Below are 19,827 nucleotides of genomic sequence, written 5' to 3'. Positions count from 1 at the left end.
ATGCGAATTTTTTTAACCCTCATCATTCTAGTATCATTTAACCTGGTTTCAAATGGGCAGGAAATCCAACCGACAGACTCCACCTTTTTAAAACTTGGTGATGAAAATGGCAAGATTGAAACTTTCCAAATGCAAGACACAACTCACTCACCAAGGTTAGCGACTTTATATTCCGCTATAGTTCCAGGTATGGGTTAGTTTTATAATGAGAAATATTGGAAAATTCCAATTGTTTATGCTTTAGGGGCTTTAGCGGCCTATCAAATCAAGACTAATCATCAAAACTATCTATTATTTAGGAATATTAACTTTAATATTATAGATGGAGATGATACAAATAATGATGAAATAACAGACTTTACTAATTTAGGTTTCGATGAAGATCGAACTCAAAGGCTGATTGAAAGATACAAAAGAGATCGGGATTATTGGATTATACTATCAGGTTTATTTTATGTACTTCAAATAGTGGATGCTACAGTAGATGCTCACCTAAGAGAGTTCAATATTAATCAAGATTTGAGTTTAAATATAAAACCAAGCATTCAAAGCAGCCCTTACAGCAATATGCATGCAGGCTTATCATTAAATTTTAGATTAAAATAATGAAATCGACATTAAAAATTAAATTTCTAATATTAAATCCAAACAAATTTAATTTTTAATCAAAGATTCCATGTGACAATAAAATAAGATATAAAATACACATGAAAATACTTTTAATTGGTCATGGAAAAATGGGGCAAGCCATTGAAGAATTTGCCATCAAAAGAGGGCATAGCTTAGTGGCTACCGTTGATGTTAACGATACTTTAATGCCAACATTAGCCGAGCAAGCTGATGTTGCAATAGAATTCACCCACCCTGACTCCGCTTTTGATAATATTAAATTCTGCCTTGAGAATAATCTACCTATCTTATCAGGCACAACAGGTTGGTTGGATAAAATGCCGGAAATTGAGGAAATCTGTAAAAAGAATAATGGTACTTTTCTTTATGCTTCAAACTTTTCAATAGGCGTAAATCTATTTTTTAAATTGAATAAGTTTTTAGCCAAATTAATCAGCCCACAAAATCAATATAAACCTTCCATGATAGAAGTGCATCATACGCATAAAAAAGATGCGCCTAGTGGAACAGCAATCACCTTAGCTGAAGGCATTATTGAGGAGCATGATAAATATAGTGCTTGGAAAAATGAAGCTAAAACAGAAGAAGGTGAAATCCCAATCGCTTCCGAAAGATTAGGCGAAATACCTGGAACTCATAAAATCACGTATAAATCAGAAGTTGATCAGATCAGTATTGAACATGAAGCTTATAGTAGAGATGGATTTGTTCAAGGTGCTGTATTAGTAGCTGAATGGCTTCCTGATCAAAAAGGAATAGTAAAAATTGATGACTTCTTAAAACTTTAGAAAATGAATATTCCATTTTTCAATAAAAAGAAAAAACCAGCTAAACCAAAATCTAAAGTTAGAGAATGGGTAGATGCATTGGTATTTGCCGTAATAGCAGCTACTTTAATCAGATGGGCTACTTTGGAAGCTTTTGTAATTCCTACTCCATCAATGGAAGGCACCTTATTAGTGGGTGACTATCTATTTGTAAGTAAGTTACATTACGGGCCCCGAACACCTAAAACGCCCTTACAACTTCCTTTAACACATAGAAGATTTTACGGAACTGAAGATGTCCCTGCTTACTTAGATTGGATTCAATTGCCTCAATACAGATTTCCTGGCTTTAGTGAAGTAAAAAGAAACGATGCAGTTGTTTTCAATTACCCTGAGGAATTACAGTATCCGCTTGATTTAAGAGAATATTATATTAAAAGATGTGTAGGGCTTCCTGGTGATAAATTACAAGTCAAAAGTGCAGAGTTGTATATCAATGATGAAAAAGCATTTGTTCCGGAGGATATACAATTTAGCTATTTCATTAAAACTGATCAAACCATAAGAGATAGAGTTTTTGAGGATTATAATATTTGGGATAAAATATATGAGCCAGGCTATGGCTATAGGGTTCATGCAGAACCTAAGGAAATAGAAAAAATGAAATCACTTCCTTTTGTAAATGATATCATCTTCTCTCCTACTTATAAAAATGGAAAAATATTAAGTACAGACAGCAGTGATGTTGACCCAGCTACTTTCCCAAAGACTCCAGAAACCAGTTGGAATAAAGATTTTTATGGTCCTATAGAAGTACCTAAAGAAGGACAAACCATAAAAATCAATCATAAAAATTTACTTATGTATGGAGATGTCCTTCGCTACTATGAACATTTAGAAGACGTTCAAATCAAAAATGATAAGCTTTATATAGATGGAAAAGAAGTAGCTGAGTATACTTTTTCACAAGATTATTTCTTTATGATGGGAGATAATCGTCATAACTCATGGGATAGCCGTTTTTGGGGTTTTGTTCCTAAAGATCACGTGGTGGGTAAAGCTTTATTCATCTGGATGAGTATGGATCCTAATGAATCCTTCTTTAATAAAATCAGATGGGAACGTTTATTTACTGGAATTAATTAAATAAAAAGACACAAAAGACAGAATACCTATAAAAATTTAAAACAAATATTTTAAAAACCCTCTTAAATTTAATTTGAGAGGGTTTTTAATTGATATTCAAATATTTGACTTGTAAAGGTCATTTCTTATACGGAATTTTACGTTATGAACAAAAAATCAAGCCCATCTAATCAGGAGCTTAATAGCTACATAATTGAGGAAGACACTGAATTATTAAAGCACCTTTCTGCAGCATATCCAAACAAGAAAAAAGCTTTATTGAAATCCGTAATGGGTGGTGGGCAAATTAGAATCAACGGTGATGTGATTACCCAATTTAATCATCCACTTAAAAAAGGAGATGAAATCCAGATCAATTGGGCGAAGCCATCAAAAAAAATCAAACTTCAGAAGCTGAATATTATCTATGAAGATCAGCATTTGATTGCGATTGAAAAAGAAGCTGGTTTACTCTCCGTTGCTTCTTTGAAGGAGAAAACAAAAAATGCTGTCCAGATATTAAAAGAGCATATGGAAGCCATTGATCCTAGAAATAAGGTCTATATAATCCACAGATTAGAAAGGGAGGTTTCTGGAATATTATTATTTGCCAAAAGCAAAGAATTGCAAGAGCAACTACAGAATCATTGGGAAGATTTTATAATTGACCGAAAATATGTGGCTATTGTAGAAGGAAAAGTTAAAGAAACATCACACACCTTAAAAAATTATTTAAGAAGCAATAAACACAATGAAGTTTTCATTGTAGATACTCCTAATAATGCAACTTCTGCAATCACACATTTCAAATTGCTAAAACAAAGTAATGCCTATTCAATGCTTGAGTTTAAGCTTGAAACTGGTTTTAAAAATCAAATTAGGGTTCAAATGGCACATTTTGGTTACCCAGTTACAGGAGATAAAAAATATACAGCAAGGAAAAATCCGTTGGCGAGAGTTGCATTACACGCCAATTTAATGGAACTTAAACATCCAATTAGCGGTGAACATTTAAAGTTTGAGTTAGTTCCTCCTTCTAATTTCCGAAATTTAGTTGCAAAAGGTTAAATCAAAATCATGCCTAAAAAAAATATTCTTACATATGGTCATCTAGCAGAAGGATTTCAAGCTTTCATCTCTAAAGAATATCCTGAGCTAAATTGTTTGCTCGCAAAAGACAAAGAAGATGTAGCCAAGTTACTTCCAAAAGCACAATATGTAGCTGGGTTCAATTTCCTCTTTAAAATGGATATTAACCATTTAGAATGGATTCATTCCTTTGGTGCGGGTGTCGACAGCTTCATGAAATTAAAACTTCCTGAGCAGTGCACCTTAACAAAAACTAAAGGAAAGATGGGGCAAAGAATGTCGGAATACTGCTTGACCTATATCTTACAAGATTTATATAAATCTGATTTATACAAAATAAACCAAGCCTCTAAAACCTGGGAACAAGTAATTCCTAAGTCTTTGTCCAAGCAAAGCGTAATCCTGTTCGGAACTGGAAACATTAGCACCGACATAGCTCAAGTACTTCAACCAATGGTAAAAAACATTGTAGGTGTAAATACTAATGGCAAAAACAAAGAGTTCTTTGATGTGTGTTTACCTTTTGATAATTTAGATATGGGAAACCTTGAAGCTAATTCCATCATTATCAACACACTTCCTGCAACCAAAGAAACTCAAAATCTATTCAATATAGACTTCTTCTCAAAACTTGAAAACGTTCTTTTTCTCAATATTGGTAGAGGAACTTCAGTGAATGAAGACGATTTAATTAAGGCTTTAGACCAAAAACACATTCGACAAGCGATTTTAGATGTCTTTAAAGAAGAACCTTTACCACAAGATTCCCCATTATGGGAACATCCAAAGTGTATCGTAACTCCCCATATCTCGGGCATTACTTTATTAGAAGATGTAAAACAAAGCTTTAAGTTAGCATATGAGGCCATTAAAGCTGGGGAAGATCATAAATTAATGGTCGATACTGAAAAGGGATACTAAGCCTTGAAATTATCAAACCTGTCAGATTTTTAAACAATCTATTAGCTTAAAACTGACAGGTTTTTACTACTGAAAGATTCCAGAATCAAAAAGGCAATTCATCATCCTCGCTTGGAGGTGGTGTTTCTTGAGGTCCGCTAGCACTTCCTGATGATTGTGGTGGCATATTATCATTTTGTGAATTTGGAATACCCCCTACATTTCCATCTGAAGCTCTATCTACAGCCCATATTTTTACATTGGTATACCACTTACCATTAAATTCCCTGCTATCAATATTAATTTTAGCTGTTAGTTCTTCTCCCTGCTTGATATTAAAACCATCTATTTTATCTCCCCAAACTTCAGCACAAACTTTCTTTGGATATTGCTCCTGTGTTTCGAAAATATAAGATTGCTTTCTCCATTCACCGTTTTTACCTTGCCCTTTTTCCTCAGGTAGAATATCTACCACTTTTCCTTTTAATTCCATTGAAGTAATTTTGTTAATTGAGGCACAAAAATGTTAAAATAAATTTCCCTCACCTAATCAATTTCTGATTTTAAACACTAAAAATATTGGTTTACAAAACAGTCAGTACTTTCTTTGCATTCCAATATTTACAACAAATTATCATGATAAAAAATTTAAGAGTTCTAGCCATTTTAGAAGGTATTTCCTATTTACTGCTTGGTGTTACTATGCCATTGAAATATATGATGGAAATGCCACAGCCTAATTATTATGTAGGGATGGCGCATGGCGTTTTATTTATTGGCTTTTGTGGATTGGTGCTATATATAGCAATCAAAAGAAATTGGACCATGAAACTTACACTTTTATCCCTAGCCGCTTCTTTAATTCCATTTGGTACTTTTTATGCTGATTGGAAATGGTTTAGAAAGCTAGAAAGCTGAATACTATTCCACAATAACTAAGTCCAAAAGCTTAAATTCCTTATATTTGCACCTTTAAATTTTACAGCCCATGGATTTAACTACTTTAAGTGCTATTGCTCCTATTGACGGACGCTACAGAAATAAAACTCAATCTCTTGCCCCCTATTTTTCAGAATGGGCATTAATTAAATACAGAGTACATGTTGAAGTAGAATATTTCATTGCGCTTTGTGAATTACCGCTTCCACAACTTAAAGAATTTGATCATGCTCTTTTTCCTAAAATGAGGGAACTAGTTTCTAATTTCAATGAGGAAGATGCTTTGGTGATTAAAAAGATTGAAAAGACCACTAATCATGATGTAAAAGCAGTAGAGTATTTCCTAAAACAAAAATTTGATGATTTAGGAATTGGTGCTCAAAAAGAATTTATCCATTTTGGATTAACATCTCAAGATATTAATAATACGGCCACCCCTCTTTTATTAAAAGATGCAACAGAAAAGGTTTACTTACCTTTTTTAAACGAAATTAAAGAGATACTTGGTAGTTACGCCAATGATTGGAAAGATGTCCCTATGTTGGCTAAAACACATGGACAGCCTGCTTCTCCAACCAGATTAGGTAAAGAAATTGCAGTATTTGATGTACGACTAGCGGAACAGCTTAAATTAGAAAACAACATCCCTTTTGCTGCCAAATTTGGTGGTGCTACTGGTAATTTTAATGCTCATCATGTTGCCTATCCTAATATTGACTGGAGAGCATTTGGCAATAATTTCTGCGAAAAATATTTAGGACTCAAGCGTTCTGAACCTACTACACAAATTGAGCATTACGATCATTTAGCCGCTCGGTTTGATTCGTTCAAACGATTGAATACTATTCTAATGGATTTAAGTAAAGATGTTTGGCAGTATGTAAGCATGAATTACTTTAAACAAAAAATAGCTAAAGATGAAGTAGGCTCATCTGCGATGCCACATAAAGTAAATCCAATTGATTTCGAAAATGCAGAAGGCAATTTGGGAATTGCTAATGCTATTTTAGAGCATTTATCTGCAAAACTCCCCATTTCAAGATTGCAAAGAGATTTAACAGACTCTACAGTTTTACGAAATATTGGCGTTCCACTTGCACACGGATTAATTGCTTTTGAATCATTAAAAAAGGGCTTAGGGAAATTAGAATTAAACCCAGCAGCTATTGAACATGATTTGACTGAAAATTGGGCAGTGGTGGCTGAAGCCATTCAAACTGTTTTAAGAAGAGAGGCTTATCCTGCACCATATGAGGCACTGAAAGCTTTGACTCGTAAGAATGAAAAGATTACTCAGAACACAATTTCGGAATTCATCGATAGTTTAGAAGTATCGGATTCAATTAAAAATGAATTGAAAGATATCACACCTTTTAATTATACGGGGATCTAACTCACAATGAATTTATTGACTGCATCCAAAAGGTTTTTAGCCTTGGGTGCAGTCGAATTATTCGAATCTTTCTCACCTACCAAAATTCCTTTTACTCCAACTTTCTCAGCAGCTTGTATGTCGCGTAAAGAATCTCCAATCATATAAGATTTATCAGTATCAACCTCCCACTTTGCTATAGCCTTCTCCAACATAAGGCTATCAGGCTTTCTTAGCAATGATTCAGTGGTAACAGGATGATGAGGGCAGAAATAAATATCATCTATTAAATCTCCTATATGGGCCTGCAGATAAGAATGACATTTCAGAACATCATCTGTGTTATAAATTCCTTTCGCTATACCCGCTTGATTTGTAATTACAATTAATAAATAACCTGATTTTTTCGTAATCTCCAATCCTTCTTTCACTCCAGATAAAATTTCAAAATCACTGAGTTTATATGTATATTCTCCTCTTTCTCTATTTAAAACACCATCCCTGTCTAAAAAAATACATTTATGTAATCGCATCAAATTCTTTTATTAATTGGTCTGCAATATCTGAAAAGATTTTATAGTTTTGAAGTTCATTTGGATTTATGAAAGAGAATTTAGTCATCATACCAACATATAATGAGTGCGAAAATATAGAGGATATTATTCGTGCTGTTTTTCTATTGTCTACAAGATTTGAAATTCTCATCATTGATGATAATTCACCAGATGGAACAGCCGAAATTGTAAGGTCATTGCAAGATGAATATGAAGAACAATTACATATTATCGAAAGGTCAGGCAAGTTAGGTTTAGGAACTGCATATATTGAAGGTTTTAAATATGCCTTAAAGCATAATTACCAATACATTTTTGAAATGGATGCTGATTTCTCTCACAATCCATTAGATCTCCTAGAGATGTTGAAATCATGTCAAAAAGAAGATGTTCAACTCACTATTGGTTCTCGATACAAAACCGGTGTAAATGTTGTAAATTGGCCGATGGGTAGGGTTTTAATGTCCTATTTGGCAAGTAAGTATGTTCGTTTCATTACAGGCTTACCAGTTTTTGATGCCACAGCTGGATTTATTTGCTATCATCGATCGGTTTTAGAAACTATTGAACTAGATAAGATCAAATTCATCGGGTATGCATTCCAAATTGAAATGAAATTCAAGGCCTGGAAACATGGGTTTGGAATTGAAGAAGTGCCTATTATTTTTACAGACCGCAGCAAAGGGACTTCAAAAATGTCAAAAAAGATCTTTAAAGAAGCCATAATTGGGGTTATCCAATTGAAAATAAGAAGTTGGTTTAAAAAATATAAGCAAGCAAATAATCCTGTTTCAACACAGAAAGCTAGTGTCCAATAATTTGTTTTAGGGAATCGATATGAATATCATGCTTTCCCTCAAACTCTATTTCCTTCACATCAACACTCAGCTTTTCAATTAAAGATCTCTGATCCTTTTTTCTTTCCTCATTGATAAATTCATCCTCATTTCCTCTCAACATAAAAACTTCTTTAGCTTTTAATTTATCTCCCAATCCAGTAAAATCAATATCAGGAGGGAAAGCACCAGAATGAAGTATTAATCTATCAAATGGAAATGTTAATTTTTCTACCCATCTGCAAACAGTGGCCGAGCCTTGAGAAAAACCCAAGAGTGTAATTTTGATGTCATTTGAAGCCTCCTGTAAAATCTCATCAGCTACTGAATTAAGATATTTTATATAATTATCGATATCCAATAATCTTTCTTCTTTTGTCATCCATGTGCTCCCTACTCTTCCTGAAAATCCATCTAAATAAAAACGTGAAAGTCCTCCTGGTGCAATAATCACCCTATTATCAGTGGAAATGGCTTTGAATTTACGAATGAAATATTGTGCGAGCTGACCATAACCATGTAATACAAACCAAATTTCTTTTGTTTGAGATGTTACTGTAGCAGATTGATAAAAGACAGCTTCGTGAGGAAAGATAACAGTATTACGCATAAATGAAAAAAGCAGACCTAATTGGCCTGCTCACAATATTTAGATTATAAAATTAGATTATCGTTTGAAACCGAGAACACTACCGCCACAATGATTGGTACTGCCTTCAAATGTAAATGTAATATAATAAATACCAGTTACTTGACATGGAAAAGCAATACTAGAAAGAGTAGAACCCTCATATTTTGTAGAGGCCACTTTTTTTCTACTTGAATCATATAATGTTAATACGATCCCATCAGTTGCTTCACCATCATTACAAATCATTATTTGATAAGTAGCTCCTTTTGTAAACACATAAGAATACTCCACTTTGTCTTTTGCTCCACCTTGACCATCTATATTATAACTTTTCAAAAAAGTGAAGCCTGATTGTAATTTAGGAATACAAGCTTCTATATGCTTTTCTGTGTTACATTGAGCATATGATTGACTAATTGATGTCGTCACTAAAATAATTCCTAATGCAAAGATTAGCTTTTTCATATAAATTCTTAGTTAATAATGTTCTCTCTTATTTCGTAAACCTGATTTCTTATAGATTCAATATTCTCATCATCCATAATGATTTCACTTGTACTATTATCCTTAACAACAAGCATGCCATCTACTACTTCATAGGTTGGTTCACGATAAACAGTCTTTATTTCTATCTTATTAAATTCCTCCTGAAGCTTTGTAAACTTTCCGGACAATTGTTTAATATTAGGATCGCTTTCAACATAAAAAGACATCAATAAAACAACATTATCCATAATAATCTTCTGTTCTGCTATTGTTTCTTTTAATTGCTCGTTATCTGGGTTTTTCTCTGAAACCCTAGAAACTATGTATAAAGCCTCTAACCAACCTCCAGATAAAAGTAAAATACTCAAATTAGATCTTTTCTGCTCTTGAAGGTAATTATTGATGTTGTTAAAATTCTTAGTAGTAATCAATAATAGAGAATCAAGATTTTTACTATTTGTAGCTAATCTTTTTATTGTACCTATATCAAAAAACTGACCGATACTTAAATCATCTGCCAAAGACTTAATAGAATTTAAGTAAAATAAGGCATCCTGATTTTGCTCATAAATATTGGTATAACCTAAATCAGTTCCATAAACACCTAATGCTAATGCCTTTTTATAATTACTGTTGTAATCAGAAATTTTTTCAGGATCATTTAAATAAGATTTATCATACTTTGTGTCTGATTCTTTCAATAAAGTAGATATTTCCAATGGAGAAGGTATCTGTTGAATAATATCAGATATAACATCCTCAGAAATTGAGGGCTCTTCAATTTTAACAGAATCCAAAACACCGGATATCTCATCTGCGGAAGGCTTTTTCTTTGAATCGCAGGCCGAAATGGTTACAATTACAACCAGTCCCAGGAATATGTTTTTCATAAAAATATTTTTTATCATAACAAAAATAGAAATTCCAGTAGTTAATACAAATTATCAATTTTAAAATCCATAAAATTTAATTCTAAAGATTATTCTAAACTCAACTCAAACTAAGAATTAAAATAAATAAATGCTAAGATTCTTTTCTCTTCAATTTAATATTCCCAAAGAATCCTAATGCTCTTCTGAATAATTCAAAATACAACATCACATATAGCAATAGTGACATAAACCATATCACAAGTATATTAAAATAAAACGTATCTATATAGACTCCGGCAAAATACTTTTCAGGAGCGAAAAAATGGGTACGGTAATTAAGCGGATTATCAGGCTCTATCGGCTTGTTAAAAACAGGATCAATTTGTTGAATAAGTTGTCCTTTATATTCGATTACCCTGTCCTCAACAGTTAAATTTCTCACTAAATCTGCTAAGCTTTCATTGTAATATAAGTCTTTCGCTTCATTTAAATTAAACTGATAAGAAGAATCATTTTCTAAATGAAATTGCAAAGTTTCCTTCTTTTTAACAGCCAAGTTGAACTCATTTATATAATGATCTCTTAATTGATCAACATAAGTACTTATCTTACCTATCTTTTCTTGATTGATGGTTTCAGGATCAAGTAGCTTATCTAAATCTTCTCCTTCCAAATTCCCTTTAAAAGGTTCTTTCTCTAAAGCATTATATATGACCCTAGTAGCATATTCAGTTTCTTCAATTCCGACCGGCTCTTTAGAATCCAAATTATTTTCAATTACTCTTAATTTCTCTCTTATTTTCTTTGTTAAAAATGAAGACTTAAAATCAGCAGTTTTTTCATCTGATTCAATTTCATAAAAATATTCCTGATAACCATTATTTTTAAACATATCCACTGTTAAAGCTTCATAAGCCCAACGTGAGGTCATCAAATCTGCTACAATAGGTACTTTTCCTTTTGTGCTGATAAAGTCATTTAACTTATCAAAACTAAATAACAACCCACTTAATATCATTTGTGGGATAAGCAGCAAAGGAATTAGAATGTAAACAGTTACCGCTGATTTGAAAGCAGAACTCACATTAAGCCCCAAAACATTCGCAAAACAAGATGTTGTGAATAAAATGGCCCACATACTAAAAGTTGCATCCTTGATTTCCAATACTAACACTCCTATCACCACATAAGTAAATGTCTGTATAGCTGACAATGTGAATAGTATGGTTATTTTGGATAGTAAATAGCTATTCCAACTTAAATTTAGAAAGGATTCTCTTTTTAAAATTTTCCTATCTCTAATAATTTCTTCTGCACTTACTGTTAGCCCCATAAAGAGCGCAACAATAATACTCATTAATAGGAATGCAGGTAGGTTATCATTAAATCTAAAGATATAATCATCTCCCGAAGGTGCACTTCTGTACTTAATGATAAAAGCTAATAATAAAGCTAAGAATGGAGCTTCTAATAAGTTAATTAATAAATACTGCTTATTACTTAATTTAGAGAGCGTGTCCCTAATAGTAAATATGACAGTTTGTTTTAATTTATTGGGTATTGATAATGTTGAAGGAGGTGCTTCACTTTCATCTTTCACCTTTTTATGGTCAAAATTATCATGATAAAAATCTCTCCATTGACTTGGGTTAATTTTTCGCTTATTAGTTAATTGACCATATTCATCAACAACTTTAGCTTCAATTATATTAAATATTTGCTCAGGATTAACATTACCACAAGTAGGACAAACGCCTCTGTCAGCATCAACCTGGTTGGTAGTTTTCTTAAAATAAGTAACCGCCTCAATTGGATGTCCATAAAATATTTGGTATCCACCCGTATCCATGATAATCATCTTATCAAACATTTTATATATGTCTGATGAGGGTTGATGGATAACCACAAATATCAATTTCCCTTTTAAGGTTAATTCTTTTAATAAATCGATTACATTTTCAGAATCACGAGATGATAATCCGGAAGTTGGCTCATCAACAAACATAACAGCTGGTTCTCTGATCAACTCAAGTGCGATATTTAGTCGCTTTCTTTGTCCACCCGAAATCGTTTTATCTAAAACACCACCTACTCGTAAATCTTTCCTTGCCTCTAAACCAAGGTTTTCCAAAGTATCCATTACTCTTTCATGGATTTCCTCTTCGGACATTTTCGCAAAACATAATTTTGCATTATAGTAAAGGTTTTGATAAACTGTTAGTTCCTCAATCAAAAGGTCATCTTGAGAAACATAGCCTATAATACCTTGTAATTCTTCTTTATCTTCATTTAAATCAAGCCCATTAATTTTGATGTGACCTGATGTCGGTGCTTGAATTCCTGCAAGAACATTTAATAAGGTAGTTTTTCCAGCACCAGAAGCTCCCATTATACCCACTAGTTCACCTGGTCCTTCGAAAACATTTACATTTCTTAATCCTAATTCGCCATTGGGAAATTGTAATACAATATCTTCTGCATTAAAGGAAAGGTTAACTTGCTCTCCATCAGACAAGAATTTTCTAATTAATTCAGAATAATATAAAGCAGCACCTTTTGGAGTTTTGATTGTACTACCATGAGAAAACAGATATACACCATCTGTTTTCATTATAAATCCATTCAGATTTATTTCTTCAGTACCCGTATATTTTACGAAATACATGTCCACACTTCTCACATTTAAGAAAAGTATTTCGCCATCTATATCAGCATGCACATGCAAGCTATCTTCAGCAGGAGTGTCATTATTAACAGAAAGAATATCGTCAAATTGTTCTAAATCATCAGATTCTCTTTTTATGACAAAGCTTTCAATTAACTTAAATTCATCTTTTACGATGTTAAAGACATTGGAAACCGTATCAATGATTTCCATTCTTTGTGGTGTGAAATTTTTATCGGCAGATACCATCTCCAAAAGCTTGATCAAAACGACCACTTTTTGCTTTTGGGTAAGTGTTTTGTTAATCTTTTTACATATCGCAAGAGTTCTAACCGAATCTCTTACTGAGGTTAATTTTTTCTTTTTTGCTTTACCGTCTTCTTCCTCAGAAGGTTCTTCTCCCCACCCTACTAATTTATCATACAGCTCTAAATACTCTTTAATAGAGTCTTGATCAAGCTCTTGCTGGAAGAAACCAATAACGAAATTTCTTTCCTTTTCAGTGGCTCCCCCATCCTGCTTGGTAATAATTCCAAATAATTGAGTTAAGGCTTTGAGTATCTCTTCACTCATATAAAAAGACGGTTATAGCAAATTTTAGAAAAACAAAAGGCCATAGCAACATGGCCTAAAAAAAATTTAATCCTGATGAATTTAATCAATAAGTTTTAAATTCAAATGGAATTTCTACTAGTTCAGAAAATTCTTCACCAGCTTCCTCCATATCTTCATCATCTTCATGAAAATACCAATCGATAGAAACGCCATCGATATCTTCCAATGCAGACAATACATCTAAAATTAATTTAGAGGACGCTGTATTAAAATATTCTAATTTAAAAGTAAATAAAGTTTCAGGATTAGGATCTTCACCATATGCTGCAATCCAATCTAAAATTGGTTGATAAAATTCCGCGGAATCTTCCGGCAAAGATCTTCCAGAGATTTCAAAAATCCCATTCCCTTTATCCAATAATATTTTCGGGGTATCTTCTGTGCCTTCTAGGTTAATGATTTCCATGTTATATTATAAAATTTAAAGTTGTAACTGTTAATTATATTAATAATAAATCTAGAATCTTAAGATTGTTGTAGTGAGTGAGAAAAATTGAAATCCTTCTCCCATATCTTCAAAATCGTATTCAAGCTTTTGCCCTGACTTTCGGGCCATATCTACAAAACCCAATCCAGCTCCTCCTTTATTAGAAAGGCTATTAGATTTGATGATATCCTTATACATAGATTTCAAACCATCTTTATCAAGACCATTGATTTCATCTAATCTCTTTTTTAAAGCATTTGCTGCTTCAGTATCAACAGGATTACCGCTTGTTACCACATAGCGGTCGTCTTCCTTGCCTATTATAAAAATAGCGGCATTTCGCTTAGCAGATAAAGGGTTAAAATCATCAGAATGTTTCACGATGTTCTGTAAGCATTCTACCATCACATTGAAAACTTTCCTCTTGATGCTAGACTCCTCACCCATAGAATCCATGTTTCGTTCTGCCATTGCCAAAACCGATTTGGTTATCTCTTGGGTAAACTCCCCCTCATAAACCAAAATAAGGTTTCTTGACAGCATGGTTTTATGTAGGTCATATATATACTTCATGTTGTTATTAGGTTAATAAGCCGTTTCAAATATAGCCCAATTCATTTCAAGCCTTAAATTAAATAATTTTATTTATAATTAAACTTTTCCTAGTTAAAATCTAATACCAATTAATAGAACATCGTCTGTTTGTTTGTAGTCTGCCTTCCAGTTTTCCCATGCTTCGTCAAATATTATATGCATTTCGTCCATAGATTTGCTATGATTGTCGACTATTGTCTGTCTTAAGCGCTTAGGCCCAAATTTTCTGTTTTGTGGGCCACCAAATTGATCCGGAAATCCATCTGAACAGAAAAACACTGAATCACCTGATTTATATTTAATCTTATGGTTATCAAAATTAGTTTGATTTCTGTAAATACCTCCTCCAATTGGGAATTTATTACCTTTTATTTCATCCAACTCTCCGTTTGCATGTAAATAATATAATGGACGGTGAGCACCTGAATATTCGATTTGATTATTCTTCTTGTCAATTTTACAGAAGGCGATATCCATTCCATCTTTAGTGGTAGAATCATCTCTATCTTGACGTAAAGTTGAAGTAACACCTGCGTCCAATTTATCCAAAATCACACCTGGATCACTAATTTTCTGTGACCTTACGATATCATTCAATAAGAAATACCCTATTAAGGAAATCAATGCTCCTGGCACTCCATGTCCTGTACAATCAACAGCTGCAATGTAAATAACATCATCTACCTCAATGTACCAAGGGAAATCACCACTTACCACATCTTTTGCTTTATAAAGAATAAATGAATCAGGTAGTTTTTGTCTGATGACTTGATTATTTGGAAGAATAGCACCTTGAATACGCTTAGCATAATTAATTGACTCAGTAATCTTCTTATTCTTACTGGCAATTTCTAATTCAATTAATTTTCTATCCGTAATATCATGAGAAACAACCAAAATAGATTCCAGTACCTTCTCTTCATCGTATTCAGGGATTGCATTTACTTGCATTACCCTATCTCCCAATTCCGATGGGAAGTCTACCTCTTCAGTAACTTTTTCATTCTGCTCTCTAACTTTCTCTAATAATTGAGCCCATGCTTCTACTATTTTAGGTTCAATGTCGGCTTCATGTAATCCTTTTTGAATTACTTCATCAGGACGTTTACCTGTATATCGCTCAATCATTGGGTTTACATAGAAGAACTTACCTTCATTATCAATTCGAGTAATCAAATCAATAGAGTTTTCAGATAAGGCCTGCATTTTACTTCTCATGCGCTCTTCTTGTTCCGCACGTCTTCTTTCAGTAATATCCCTTGTATTGAATATAATTCCTTGAATAGCTGGATCTTCCAATTGATTTGATCCAGTCACTTCTACCCAAACATATTCACCATCACTATTTAAATATTGATGTTGCATAGTGATAGAATCCTCTGGGTGATCCACTAAATACATGAATTGCTTATGAACCTCATCTCTTGAATCTGGATGTACTTTATCCAGCTCTGTAGTATCTATGATATCTTCTTGTCTGTAACCTAAAATCTTCTCTACAGAAGGTGAGATATAACGAACAATACCATCTTTCTCATAAATAGTAATAACCTCAGAAGCATTTTCAAGCAATAACTGCATACGCTTCTGTGTGCGGTTCACTTCTTCTATTTGATCTTCTAATCGTTGGTTGGTTCGCTTCAACTCCTCTTGAGTGGCTTCCATTTCCTCCGCATTCTGTCTTAATACTTCCTGCTGCTCTTGAAGCTCCTGACTCATGGTTTGTGATTCTGCCAATAATTTACGGGTTCTTTCATTTACCTTAATGTTGAATACCGTTCTGGCAATAATCAAACTGATTTCTTCTACAAATTTAACCTGACTGGAGTCAAATTTATGGAACCCAGCAAATTCTAAAACACCAAAAACTTTTTCATCTGTAATTAAAGGAACAATTAAAATACAGCTTGGTCGCTGATCACCCAAAAGACCAGAAGTTACACTTACATAGTCATGAGGAATTTCCGTTCTTAATAAGGTATCTTGCTCAATTGCAGATTGGCCTACTAAACCTTCTGCAAATTTAAATTGAGCCTTTAAATATTTCTTTTTGTTATAAGCATAACTGGATTTCATTTCTAAGAAATAATTATCCGAGTCATCATCGTTCAACACGTAAAAAGCTCCTTGTATTGCATCTATTTTCTCGGTAACATATTTTAAAATCTCATCACCTAAGTCCTCCAAACTATCATTGCTACGGAGAATCTCCCCTATTTCAGCAACACCTGTTACAATCCAATTCCTTTCTTTATCTCGCTTTTCAGCTTCTTGGATGGAGTTTCTCATATTAATTAATGAGTTCCCTAAAGTATCTTCTTCCGAAATAGGTTTGAAATCGGCTTTAAAATCACCCTCTCCAATTTGTTTTGCGAAGTTGGCTGTGTTTTTAAGAGAGGAAACATAACCATTTAAAATCAATGCCATATCCCCAATCTCATCATCAGACTTTTTAGGCACATTATTAGGCAAAATACCTTTCCCTAATAACTTTAATGTTTCCTTTAAAGAAAGAATTGGGTTCAATAACACCCTTGAAAAAATAATTGAAATGATGAGCGAAAGAAATAAAATTATTAATCCTGTATATATAAACTTCTTAAGTAATCCGTTCAATTGTTCATTTACTTCCTCCTCACTCACATTGGAAGCTATTCCCCAACCTACTGATGGAATACTAGTCCAAGCGGATAAAACCTCTTGACCATTATAATCAACATCTTTGGCAAAACCATTTTCACCTAAAGCAGCCTTTTGAACTCCAATGGAAGTTTCATTTTTTAGAGTTACAGCTGATGGCTGCAGACTATCTGCAACTTGTTTTAAAGGAGAAAGGAATAGAGCTTGATTTTCACTCTGAGCTGTTAATATACTTTCATAAGATTTAAATCCCGTTGGATTGGATTTTACAATTTCATAGATGGGCTCTGTATTTTTCACCAAAACCAACAATCCCGCAGGGCTATTATAATCATCGATTAAAGGCATACCGTACAGAACTAATTCATCTTCACCATATTCATCAGGTTTATTGAATGTGGCCGAATTAATAGCTAAATTATAGAAATCCTCATCTAACGCTTTAAGATTATCTCCTTTTGAAAGTGCTTCTATTGAATTGTTAGAATTGAATATTACCTCGCCATCCAAATTGGTTAATATTACAGCATGAATGGGATAATTTTCTACAAAAGATCTCAAATCAGATTCAATTTCATATAAAACAGCTGTTTTCAAGCTATCCATATTAACAGTTGTATCCTCTTCTTGATACTTCCTGATGCCCGATTGGATGGATAATAATCCAGATATATGATTGGCATTATTTTGAATCCCTTTGAAAAGATTATCTATCTTTTCTGCTTTTTGAGATGTATGAGACATCAACTTATCAAAATTCAATTTCTCAATTGAATCTCGGTTCATGTTGTAGGTAATAAAACTTACAGTAACTACACTTACCAATACTACAAAAAGTAATATTGCTGTAATTTTAGTCCCGATTTTTATGTTTTTAAACATATTGAATTCTTTGATACTAAAAAATGAACTATTTTTCTTTTTTCTCTTTTTGCTGCCCTTTTTCCAGGTCATTAGCTAATAATGCCAAGGATTTTTCAACCAACACTTCATGAGATTTATTGAAAGCTTTAAAAGAAGCAATTTCCGCCACCCCTATCAGCTTTTTATCTTTCATAATCGGACACAATATAAGATGTGCTGGATTTGATTCTCCTAAACCAGATAGTATTTTGATATACCCTTCAGGAATATCTGAAATATTGATCAATTTTTGTTCTTTTGCAACTTGACCTGCTAAGCCTTCACCAAATTCATAGGATACGGTTTGGCTTTCAGGTAAAACAAAAGCAAAAGAAGCAAAGAGTGTAATAACGTTTTTATCATCCTTTTTACCGGCCAAATAAATTGCTGCTTGGCTAGCTTCTAATTGGTCTGCCAAATAAGATAAAATTTTCTCAGCCTTTAATTTATTATCTGGTTCCTTTTTAATTTTACTATTTATTTCTTGTAATTCCTCATCTACATCTCCATCACTACCTTGCTCACTTGCTGCATCTTTAGAATCCTTTTTATCTTTGAATTTCTCTATATACACCACATTACTTTCATCATCATTGTTCTTATTAAAAAGGTGTAATAAGATAGAAATAAAGCCTAATAGAATTGATACTCCACTTAAAATATAAAGCTCATCTAAAACAGGCTTTAATTCTGGCACTTCCATCAAACTAATAAGATGGGTTTCATTAGCAATCCGTTCTGGGAAAATGAATAAATAATATGCCAGTCCTATTATGCTTAATGTAAAAAGCAAAGAGGTAATGAGTGCTAAATTTTTATATAATGCTTTCATGCGTATATAACTGTATTAAAGTTGCTTCATGGAATTCGCTACAAATTTTATTCATCTTCGGTTGGTATATTAAGATGTCTAAAATTTATCCTCATTTCATGTATAAATAACTACTTTTAAGTTGTTTTATGGAATTTTATGAATTTCATAAACAAATACTTTCGTGGTAAAAAATACTACACTAATTAATTAAAAATTTTGAACAACTGTCAATTTCTAAATTTAATTAAATAAATAATACCACATATTATACTCTATTTTAAGTCAATTAATTTCCAAAAAATCGTCAGCTTGCAAAAGAGCAAACAACATCAAATATATATAATTGTATTGCTTTTCAGGCAATAATTTAAAAATCATTTATACAACTTATCCAATTCCTTCAAAAATTGGATAATCTCTTGCACTTTTAAAGTATAATCAATTTCCGTTATATTTTTTGCAGCCGTAGGCATTGTATCTATCATACATTCCTCAGGATCTTGGATGATTGTCAGCCCTTTTCTATCCTTAATTCTTTTCATCCCCAATGCGCCATCCTTATTCGCCCCAGACAATAAAATACCTATTAATTTATCTCTATAATTATAAGCAGCAGTTTCCAAAGTAATATCAATTGAAGGCCTAGAATTATTGAACATTTCTTCTGTTGAAAGAGCAATTGAATTACCAAGTTCGATTGAAAGATGATAGTTTGCTGGAGCTAAATACACTTTACCTCTTTTAATATTTTCTTTATCATAAGGCTCAACTACAGGTTTGATACTTTTTATAGACAATGCCTCCACAAATCCATTGCGCACATGTTTTAATCTGTGTAAACACAGGATAATAGGTAAGCTGAAATCGGCTGGAATTGCTGATAGAATTTGGGTTATACCCTGAAAACTACCCGCTGATCCTCCGATTACGATCGCTTTATATTTATTATCAAGATTAAATCGAGCCAT

19 protein-coding genes and 1 pseudogene are annotated in these 19,827 nt (G+C 32.9%); 9 read left to right on the top strand and 11 right to left on the bottom strand.

The window, feature by feature from the left end:
• The 6 genes and pseudogenes from QYS49_RS10220 (at nucleotide 1) to QYS49_RS10200 (ending at nucleotide 4,532) form a co-directional block, all read left to right on the top strand.
• Entirely contained in the window at nucleotides 1–198 is a 198-nt protein-coding gene (locus QYS49_RS10220; protein ID WP_308347133.1) for a hypothetical protein, read from the top strand.
• 12 nt (nucleotides 199–210) lie between these two features.
• A pseudogene (locus tag QYS49_RS19050) lies at nucleotides 211–606 on the top strand (DUF5683 domain-containing protein); the annotation flags it as partial.
• 101 nt (nucleotides 607–707) lie between these two features.
• Nucleotides 708–1,418: a 4-hydroxy-tetrahydrodipicolinate reductase gene (gene dapB / locus QYS49_RS10215; protein WP_308347132.1), complete on the top strand. Its 711-nt coding sequence runs from the start codon at nucleotides 708–710 to the stop codon at nucleotides 1,416–1,418.
• A gap of 3 nt (nucleotides 1,419–1,421) precedes the next feature.
• Nucleotides 1,422–2,543 carry a signal peptidase I gene (lepB, locus tag QYS49_RS10210; RefSeq protein ID WP_308347131.1) on the top strand — a complete coding sequence of 374 codons (1,122 nt, stop codon included), beginning with the start codon at nucleotides 1,422–1,424 and terminating at the stop codon, nucleotides 2,541–2,543.
• A gap of 144 nt (nucleotides 2,544–2,687) precedes the next feature.
• Nucleotides 2,688–3,590 carry an RluA family pseudouridine synthase gene (locus QYS49_RS10205; protein WP_308347130.1) on the top strand — a complete coding sequence of 301 codons (903 nt, stop codon included), beginning with the start codon at nucleotides 2,688–2,690 and terminating at the stop codon, nucleotides 3,588–3,590.
• Nucleotides 3,591–3,599: 9 nt separating this feature from the next.
• Nucleotides 3,600–4,532 carry a D-2-hydroxyacid dehydrogenase gene (locus QYS49_RS10200; protein WP_308347129.1) on the top strand — a complete coding sequence of 311 codons (933 nt, stop codon included), beginning with the start codon at nucleotides 3,600–3,602 and terminating at the stop codon, nucleotides 4,530–4,532.
• Nucleotides 4,533–4,617: 85 nt separating this feature from the next.
• Here QYS49_RS10200 and QYS49_RS10195 read toward each other — a convergent pair whose 3' ends face one another.
• Nucleotides 4,618–5,004 carry a DUF3127 domain-containing protein gene (locus QYS49_RS10195; RefSeq protein WP_308347128.1) on the bottom strand — a complete coding sequence of 129 codons (387 nt, stop codon included), beginning with the start codon at nucleotides 5,002–5,004 and terminating at the stop codon, nucleotides 4,618–4,620.
• A gap of 143 nt (nucleotides 5,005–5,147) precedes the next feature.
• Between QYS49_RS10195 and QYS49_RS10190 the strand changes: the two genes are divergently transcribed.
• Together QYS49_RS10190 and purB are read left to right on the top strand one after the other, a co-directional pair.
• Nucleotides 5,148–5,429 (top strand): DUF3817 domain-containing protein, encoded by a 282-nt coding sequence (locus QYS49_RS10190; RefSeq protein WP_308347127.1) that lies wholly within the window; start codon nucleotides 5,148–5,150, stop codon nucleotides 5,427–5,429.
• A gap of 70 nt (nucleotides 5,430–5,499) precedes the next feature.
• Nucleotides 5,500–6,843 carry an adenylosuccinate lyase gene (gene purB / locus QYS49_RS10185; RefSeq protein ID WP_308347126.1) on the top strand — a complete coding sequence of 448 codons (1,344 nt, stop codon included), beginning with the start codon at nucleotides 5,500–5,502 and terminating at the stop codon, nucleotides 6,841–6,843.
• Here the strand turns inward: purB and QYS49_RS10180 are convergent.
• Complete coding sequence (locus QYS49_RS10180) at nucleotides 6,840–7,355, bottom strand: D-glycero-alpha-D-manno-heptose-1,7-bisphosphate 7-phosphatase (protein ID WP_308347125.1); 516 nt, start codon at nucleotides 7,353–7,355, stop codon at nucleotides 6,840–6,842. The genes purB and QYS49_RS10180 overlap by 4 nt on opposite strands.
• Before the next feature lie 68 nt (nucleotides 7,356–7,423).
• Between QYS49_RS10180 and QYS49_RS10175 the strand changes: the two genes are divergently transcribed.
• Nucleotides 7,424–8,194 (top strand): polyprenol monophosphomannose synthase, encoded by a 771-nt coding sequence (locus tag QYS49_RS10175; RefSeq protein ID WP_308347124.1) that lies wholly within the window; start codon nucleotides 7,424–7,426, stop codon nucleotides 8,192–8,194.
• Here QYS49_RS10175 and QYS49_RS10170 read toward each other — a convergent pair.
• The 9 genes from QYS49_RS10170 to QYS49_RS10130 all read right to left on the bottom strand — a co-directional run bounded on the left by QYS49_RS10170 (nucleotide 8,181) and on the right by QYS49_RS10130 (nucleotide 19,827).
• Nucleotides 8,181–8,822, bottom strand: a complete 642-nt coding sequence (locus QYS49_RS10170; RefSeq protein WP_308347123.1) for an alpha/beta hydrolase — start codon at nucleotides 8,820–8,822, stop codon at nucleotides 8,181–8,183. The genes QYS49_RS10175 and QYS49_RS10170 overlap by 14 nt on opposite strands.
• A 57-nt stretch (nucleotides 8,823–8,879) precedes the next feature.
• Entirely contained in the window at nucleotides 8,880–9,308 is a 429-nt protein-coding gene (locus tag QYS49_RS10165; protein ID WP_308347122.1) for a hypothetical protein, read from the bottom strand.
• Between the two features lie 8 nt (nucleotides 9,309–9,316).
• Entirely contained in the window at nucleotides 9,317–10,219 is a 903-nt protein-coding gene (locus QYS49_RS10160; protein WP_308347121.1) for a hypothetical protein, read from the bottom strand.
• A 133-nt stretch (nucleotides 10,220–10,352) separates the two neighbouring features.
• Nucleotides 10,353–13,439 (bottom strand): ATP-binding cassette domain-containing protein, encoded by a 3,087-nt coding sequence (locus QYS49_RS10155; protein WP_308347120.1) that lies wholly within the window; start codon nucleotides 13,437–13,439, stop codon nucleotides 10,353–10,355.
• An 85-nt stretch (nucleotides 13,440–13,524) separates the two neighbouring features.
• Nucleotides 13,525–13,887 (bottom strand): DUF1987 domain-containing protein, encoded by a 363-nt coding sequence (locus QYS49_RS10150; protein ID WP_308347119.1) that lies wholly within the window; start codon nucleotides 13,885–13,887, stop codon nucleotides 13,525–13,527.
• Nucleotides 13,888–13,938: 51 nt separating this feature from the next.
• Nucleotides 13,939–14,481: a SiaB family protein kinase gene (locus QYS49_RS10145; protein ID WP_308347118.1), complete on the bottom strand. Its 543-nt coding sequence runs from the start codon at nucleotides 14,479–14,481 to the stop codon at nucleotides 13,939–13,941.
• 93 nt (nucleotides 14,482–14,574) lie between these two features.
• Complete coding sequence (locus tag QYS49_RS10140; protein WP_308347117.1) at nucleotides 14,575–18,024, bottom strand: PAS domain S-box protein; 3,450 nt, start codon at nucleotides 18,022–18,024, stop codon at nucleotides 14,575–14,577.
• A gap of 28 nt (nucleotides 18,025–18,052) precedes the next feature.
• Nucleotides 18,053–18,877, bottom strand: coding sequence for a GAF domain-containing protein (locus tag QYS49_RS10135; RefSeq protein ID WP_308347116.1), 825 nt, complete (start codon nucleotides 18,875–18,877; stop codon nucleotides 18,053–18,055).
• A 356-nt stretch (nucleotides 18,878–19,233) separates the two neighbouring features.
• The gene (locus QYS49_RS10130; protein WP_308347115.1) at nucleotides 19,234–19,827 is read right to left on the bottom strand and encodes a chemotaxis protein CheB; all 594 of its coding nucleotides are present in this window, start codon (nucleotides 19,825–19,827) and stop codon (nucleotides 19,234–19,236) included.

This window comes from Marivirga salinae, assembly GCF_030503855.1.
Classification (GTDB): domain Bacteria; phylum Bacteroidota; class Bacteroidia; order Cytophagales; family Cyclobacteriaceae; genus Marivirga; species Marivirga salinarum.
Note: the sequence above shows the minus strand (reverse complement) of the source record. Positions and strands in the feature narration are given on the sequence as shown.

What these genes read in the sequence shown, in the direction of transcription:
- QYS49_RS10220 (WP_308347133.1), top strand. Translation starts at nt 1, where the DNA reads ATGCGAATTTTTTTAACCCTCATCATTCTAGTATCATTTAACCTGGTT.
- dapB (WP_308347132.1), top strand. Translation starts at nt 708, where the DNA reads ATGAAAATACTTTTAATTGGTCATGGAAAAATGGGGCAAGCCATTGAA.
- lepB (WP_308347131.1), top strand. Translation starts at nt 1,422, where the DNA reads ATGAATATTCCATTTTTCAATAAAAAGAAAAAACCAGCTAAACCAAAA.
- QYS49_RS10205 (WP_308347130.1), top strand. Translation starts at nt 2,688, where the DNA reads ATGAACAAAAAATCAAGCCCATCTAATCAGGAGCTTAATAGCTACATA.
- QYS49_RS10200 (WP_308347129.1), top strand. Translation starts at nt 3,600, where the DNA reads ATGCCTAAAAAAAATATTCTTACATATGGTCATCTAGCAGAAGGATTT.
- QYS49_RS10195 (WP_308347128.1), bottom strand. Translation starts at nt 5,004, where the DNA reads ATGGAATTAAAAGGAAAAGTGGTAGATATTCTACCTGAGGAAAAAGGG.
- QYS49_RS10190 (WP_308347127.1), top strand. Translation starts at nt 5,148, where the DNA reads ATGATAAAAAATTTAAGAGTTCTAGCCATTTTAGAAGGTATTTCCTAT.
- purB (WP_308347126.1), top strand. Translation starts at nt 5,500, where the DNA reads ATGGATTTAACTACTTTAAGTGCTATTGCTCCTATTGACGGACGCTAC.
- QYS49_RS10180 (WP_308347125.1), bottom strand. Translation starts at nt 7,355, where the DNA reads ATGCGATTACATAAATGTATTTTTTTAGACAGGGATGGTGTTTTAAAT.
- QYS49_RS10175 (WP_308347124.1), top strand. Translation starts at nt 7,424, where the DNA reads ATGAAAGAGAATTTAGTCATCATACCAACATATAATGAGTGCGAAAAT.
- QYS49_RS10170 (WP_308347123.1), bottom strand. Translation starts at nt 8,822, where the DNA reads ATGCGTAATACTGTTATCTTTCCTCACGAAGCTGTCTTTTATCAATCT.
- QYS49_RS10165 (WP_308347122.1), bottom strand. Translation starts at nt 9,308, where the DNA reads ATGAAAAAGCTAATCTTTGCATTAGGAATTATTTTAGTGACGACATCA.
- QYS49_RS10160 (WP_308347121.1), bottom strand. Translation starts at nt 10,219, where the DNA reads ATGAAAAACATATTCCTGGGACTGGTTGTAATTGTAACCATTTCGGCC.
- QYS49_RS10155 (WP_308347120.1), bottom strand. Translation starts at nt 13,439, where the DNA reads ATGAGTGAAGAGATACTCAAAGCCTTAACTCAATTATTTGGAATTATT.
- QYS49_RS10150 (WP_308347119.1), bottom strand. Translation starts at nt 13,887, where the DNA reads ATGGAAATCATTAACCTAGAAGGCACAGAAGATACCCCGAAAATATTA.
- QYS49_RS10145 (WP_308347118.1), bottom strand. Translation starts at nt 14,481, where the DNA reads ATGAAGTATATATATGACCTACATAAAACCATGCTGTCAAGAAACCTT.
- QYS49_RS10140 (WP_308347117.1), bottom strand. Translation starts at nt 18,024, where the DNA reads ATGTTTAAAAACATAAAAATCGGGACTAAAATTACAGCAATATTACTT.
- QYS49_RS10135 (WP_308347116.1), bottom strand. Translation starts at nt 18,877, where the DNA reads ATGAAAGCATTATATAAAAATTTAGCACTCATTACCTCTTTGCTTTTT.
- QYS49_RS10130 (WP_308347115.1), bottom strand. Translation starts at nt 19,827, where the DNA reads ATGGCTCGATTTAATCTTGATAATAAATATAAAGCGATCGTAATCGGA.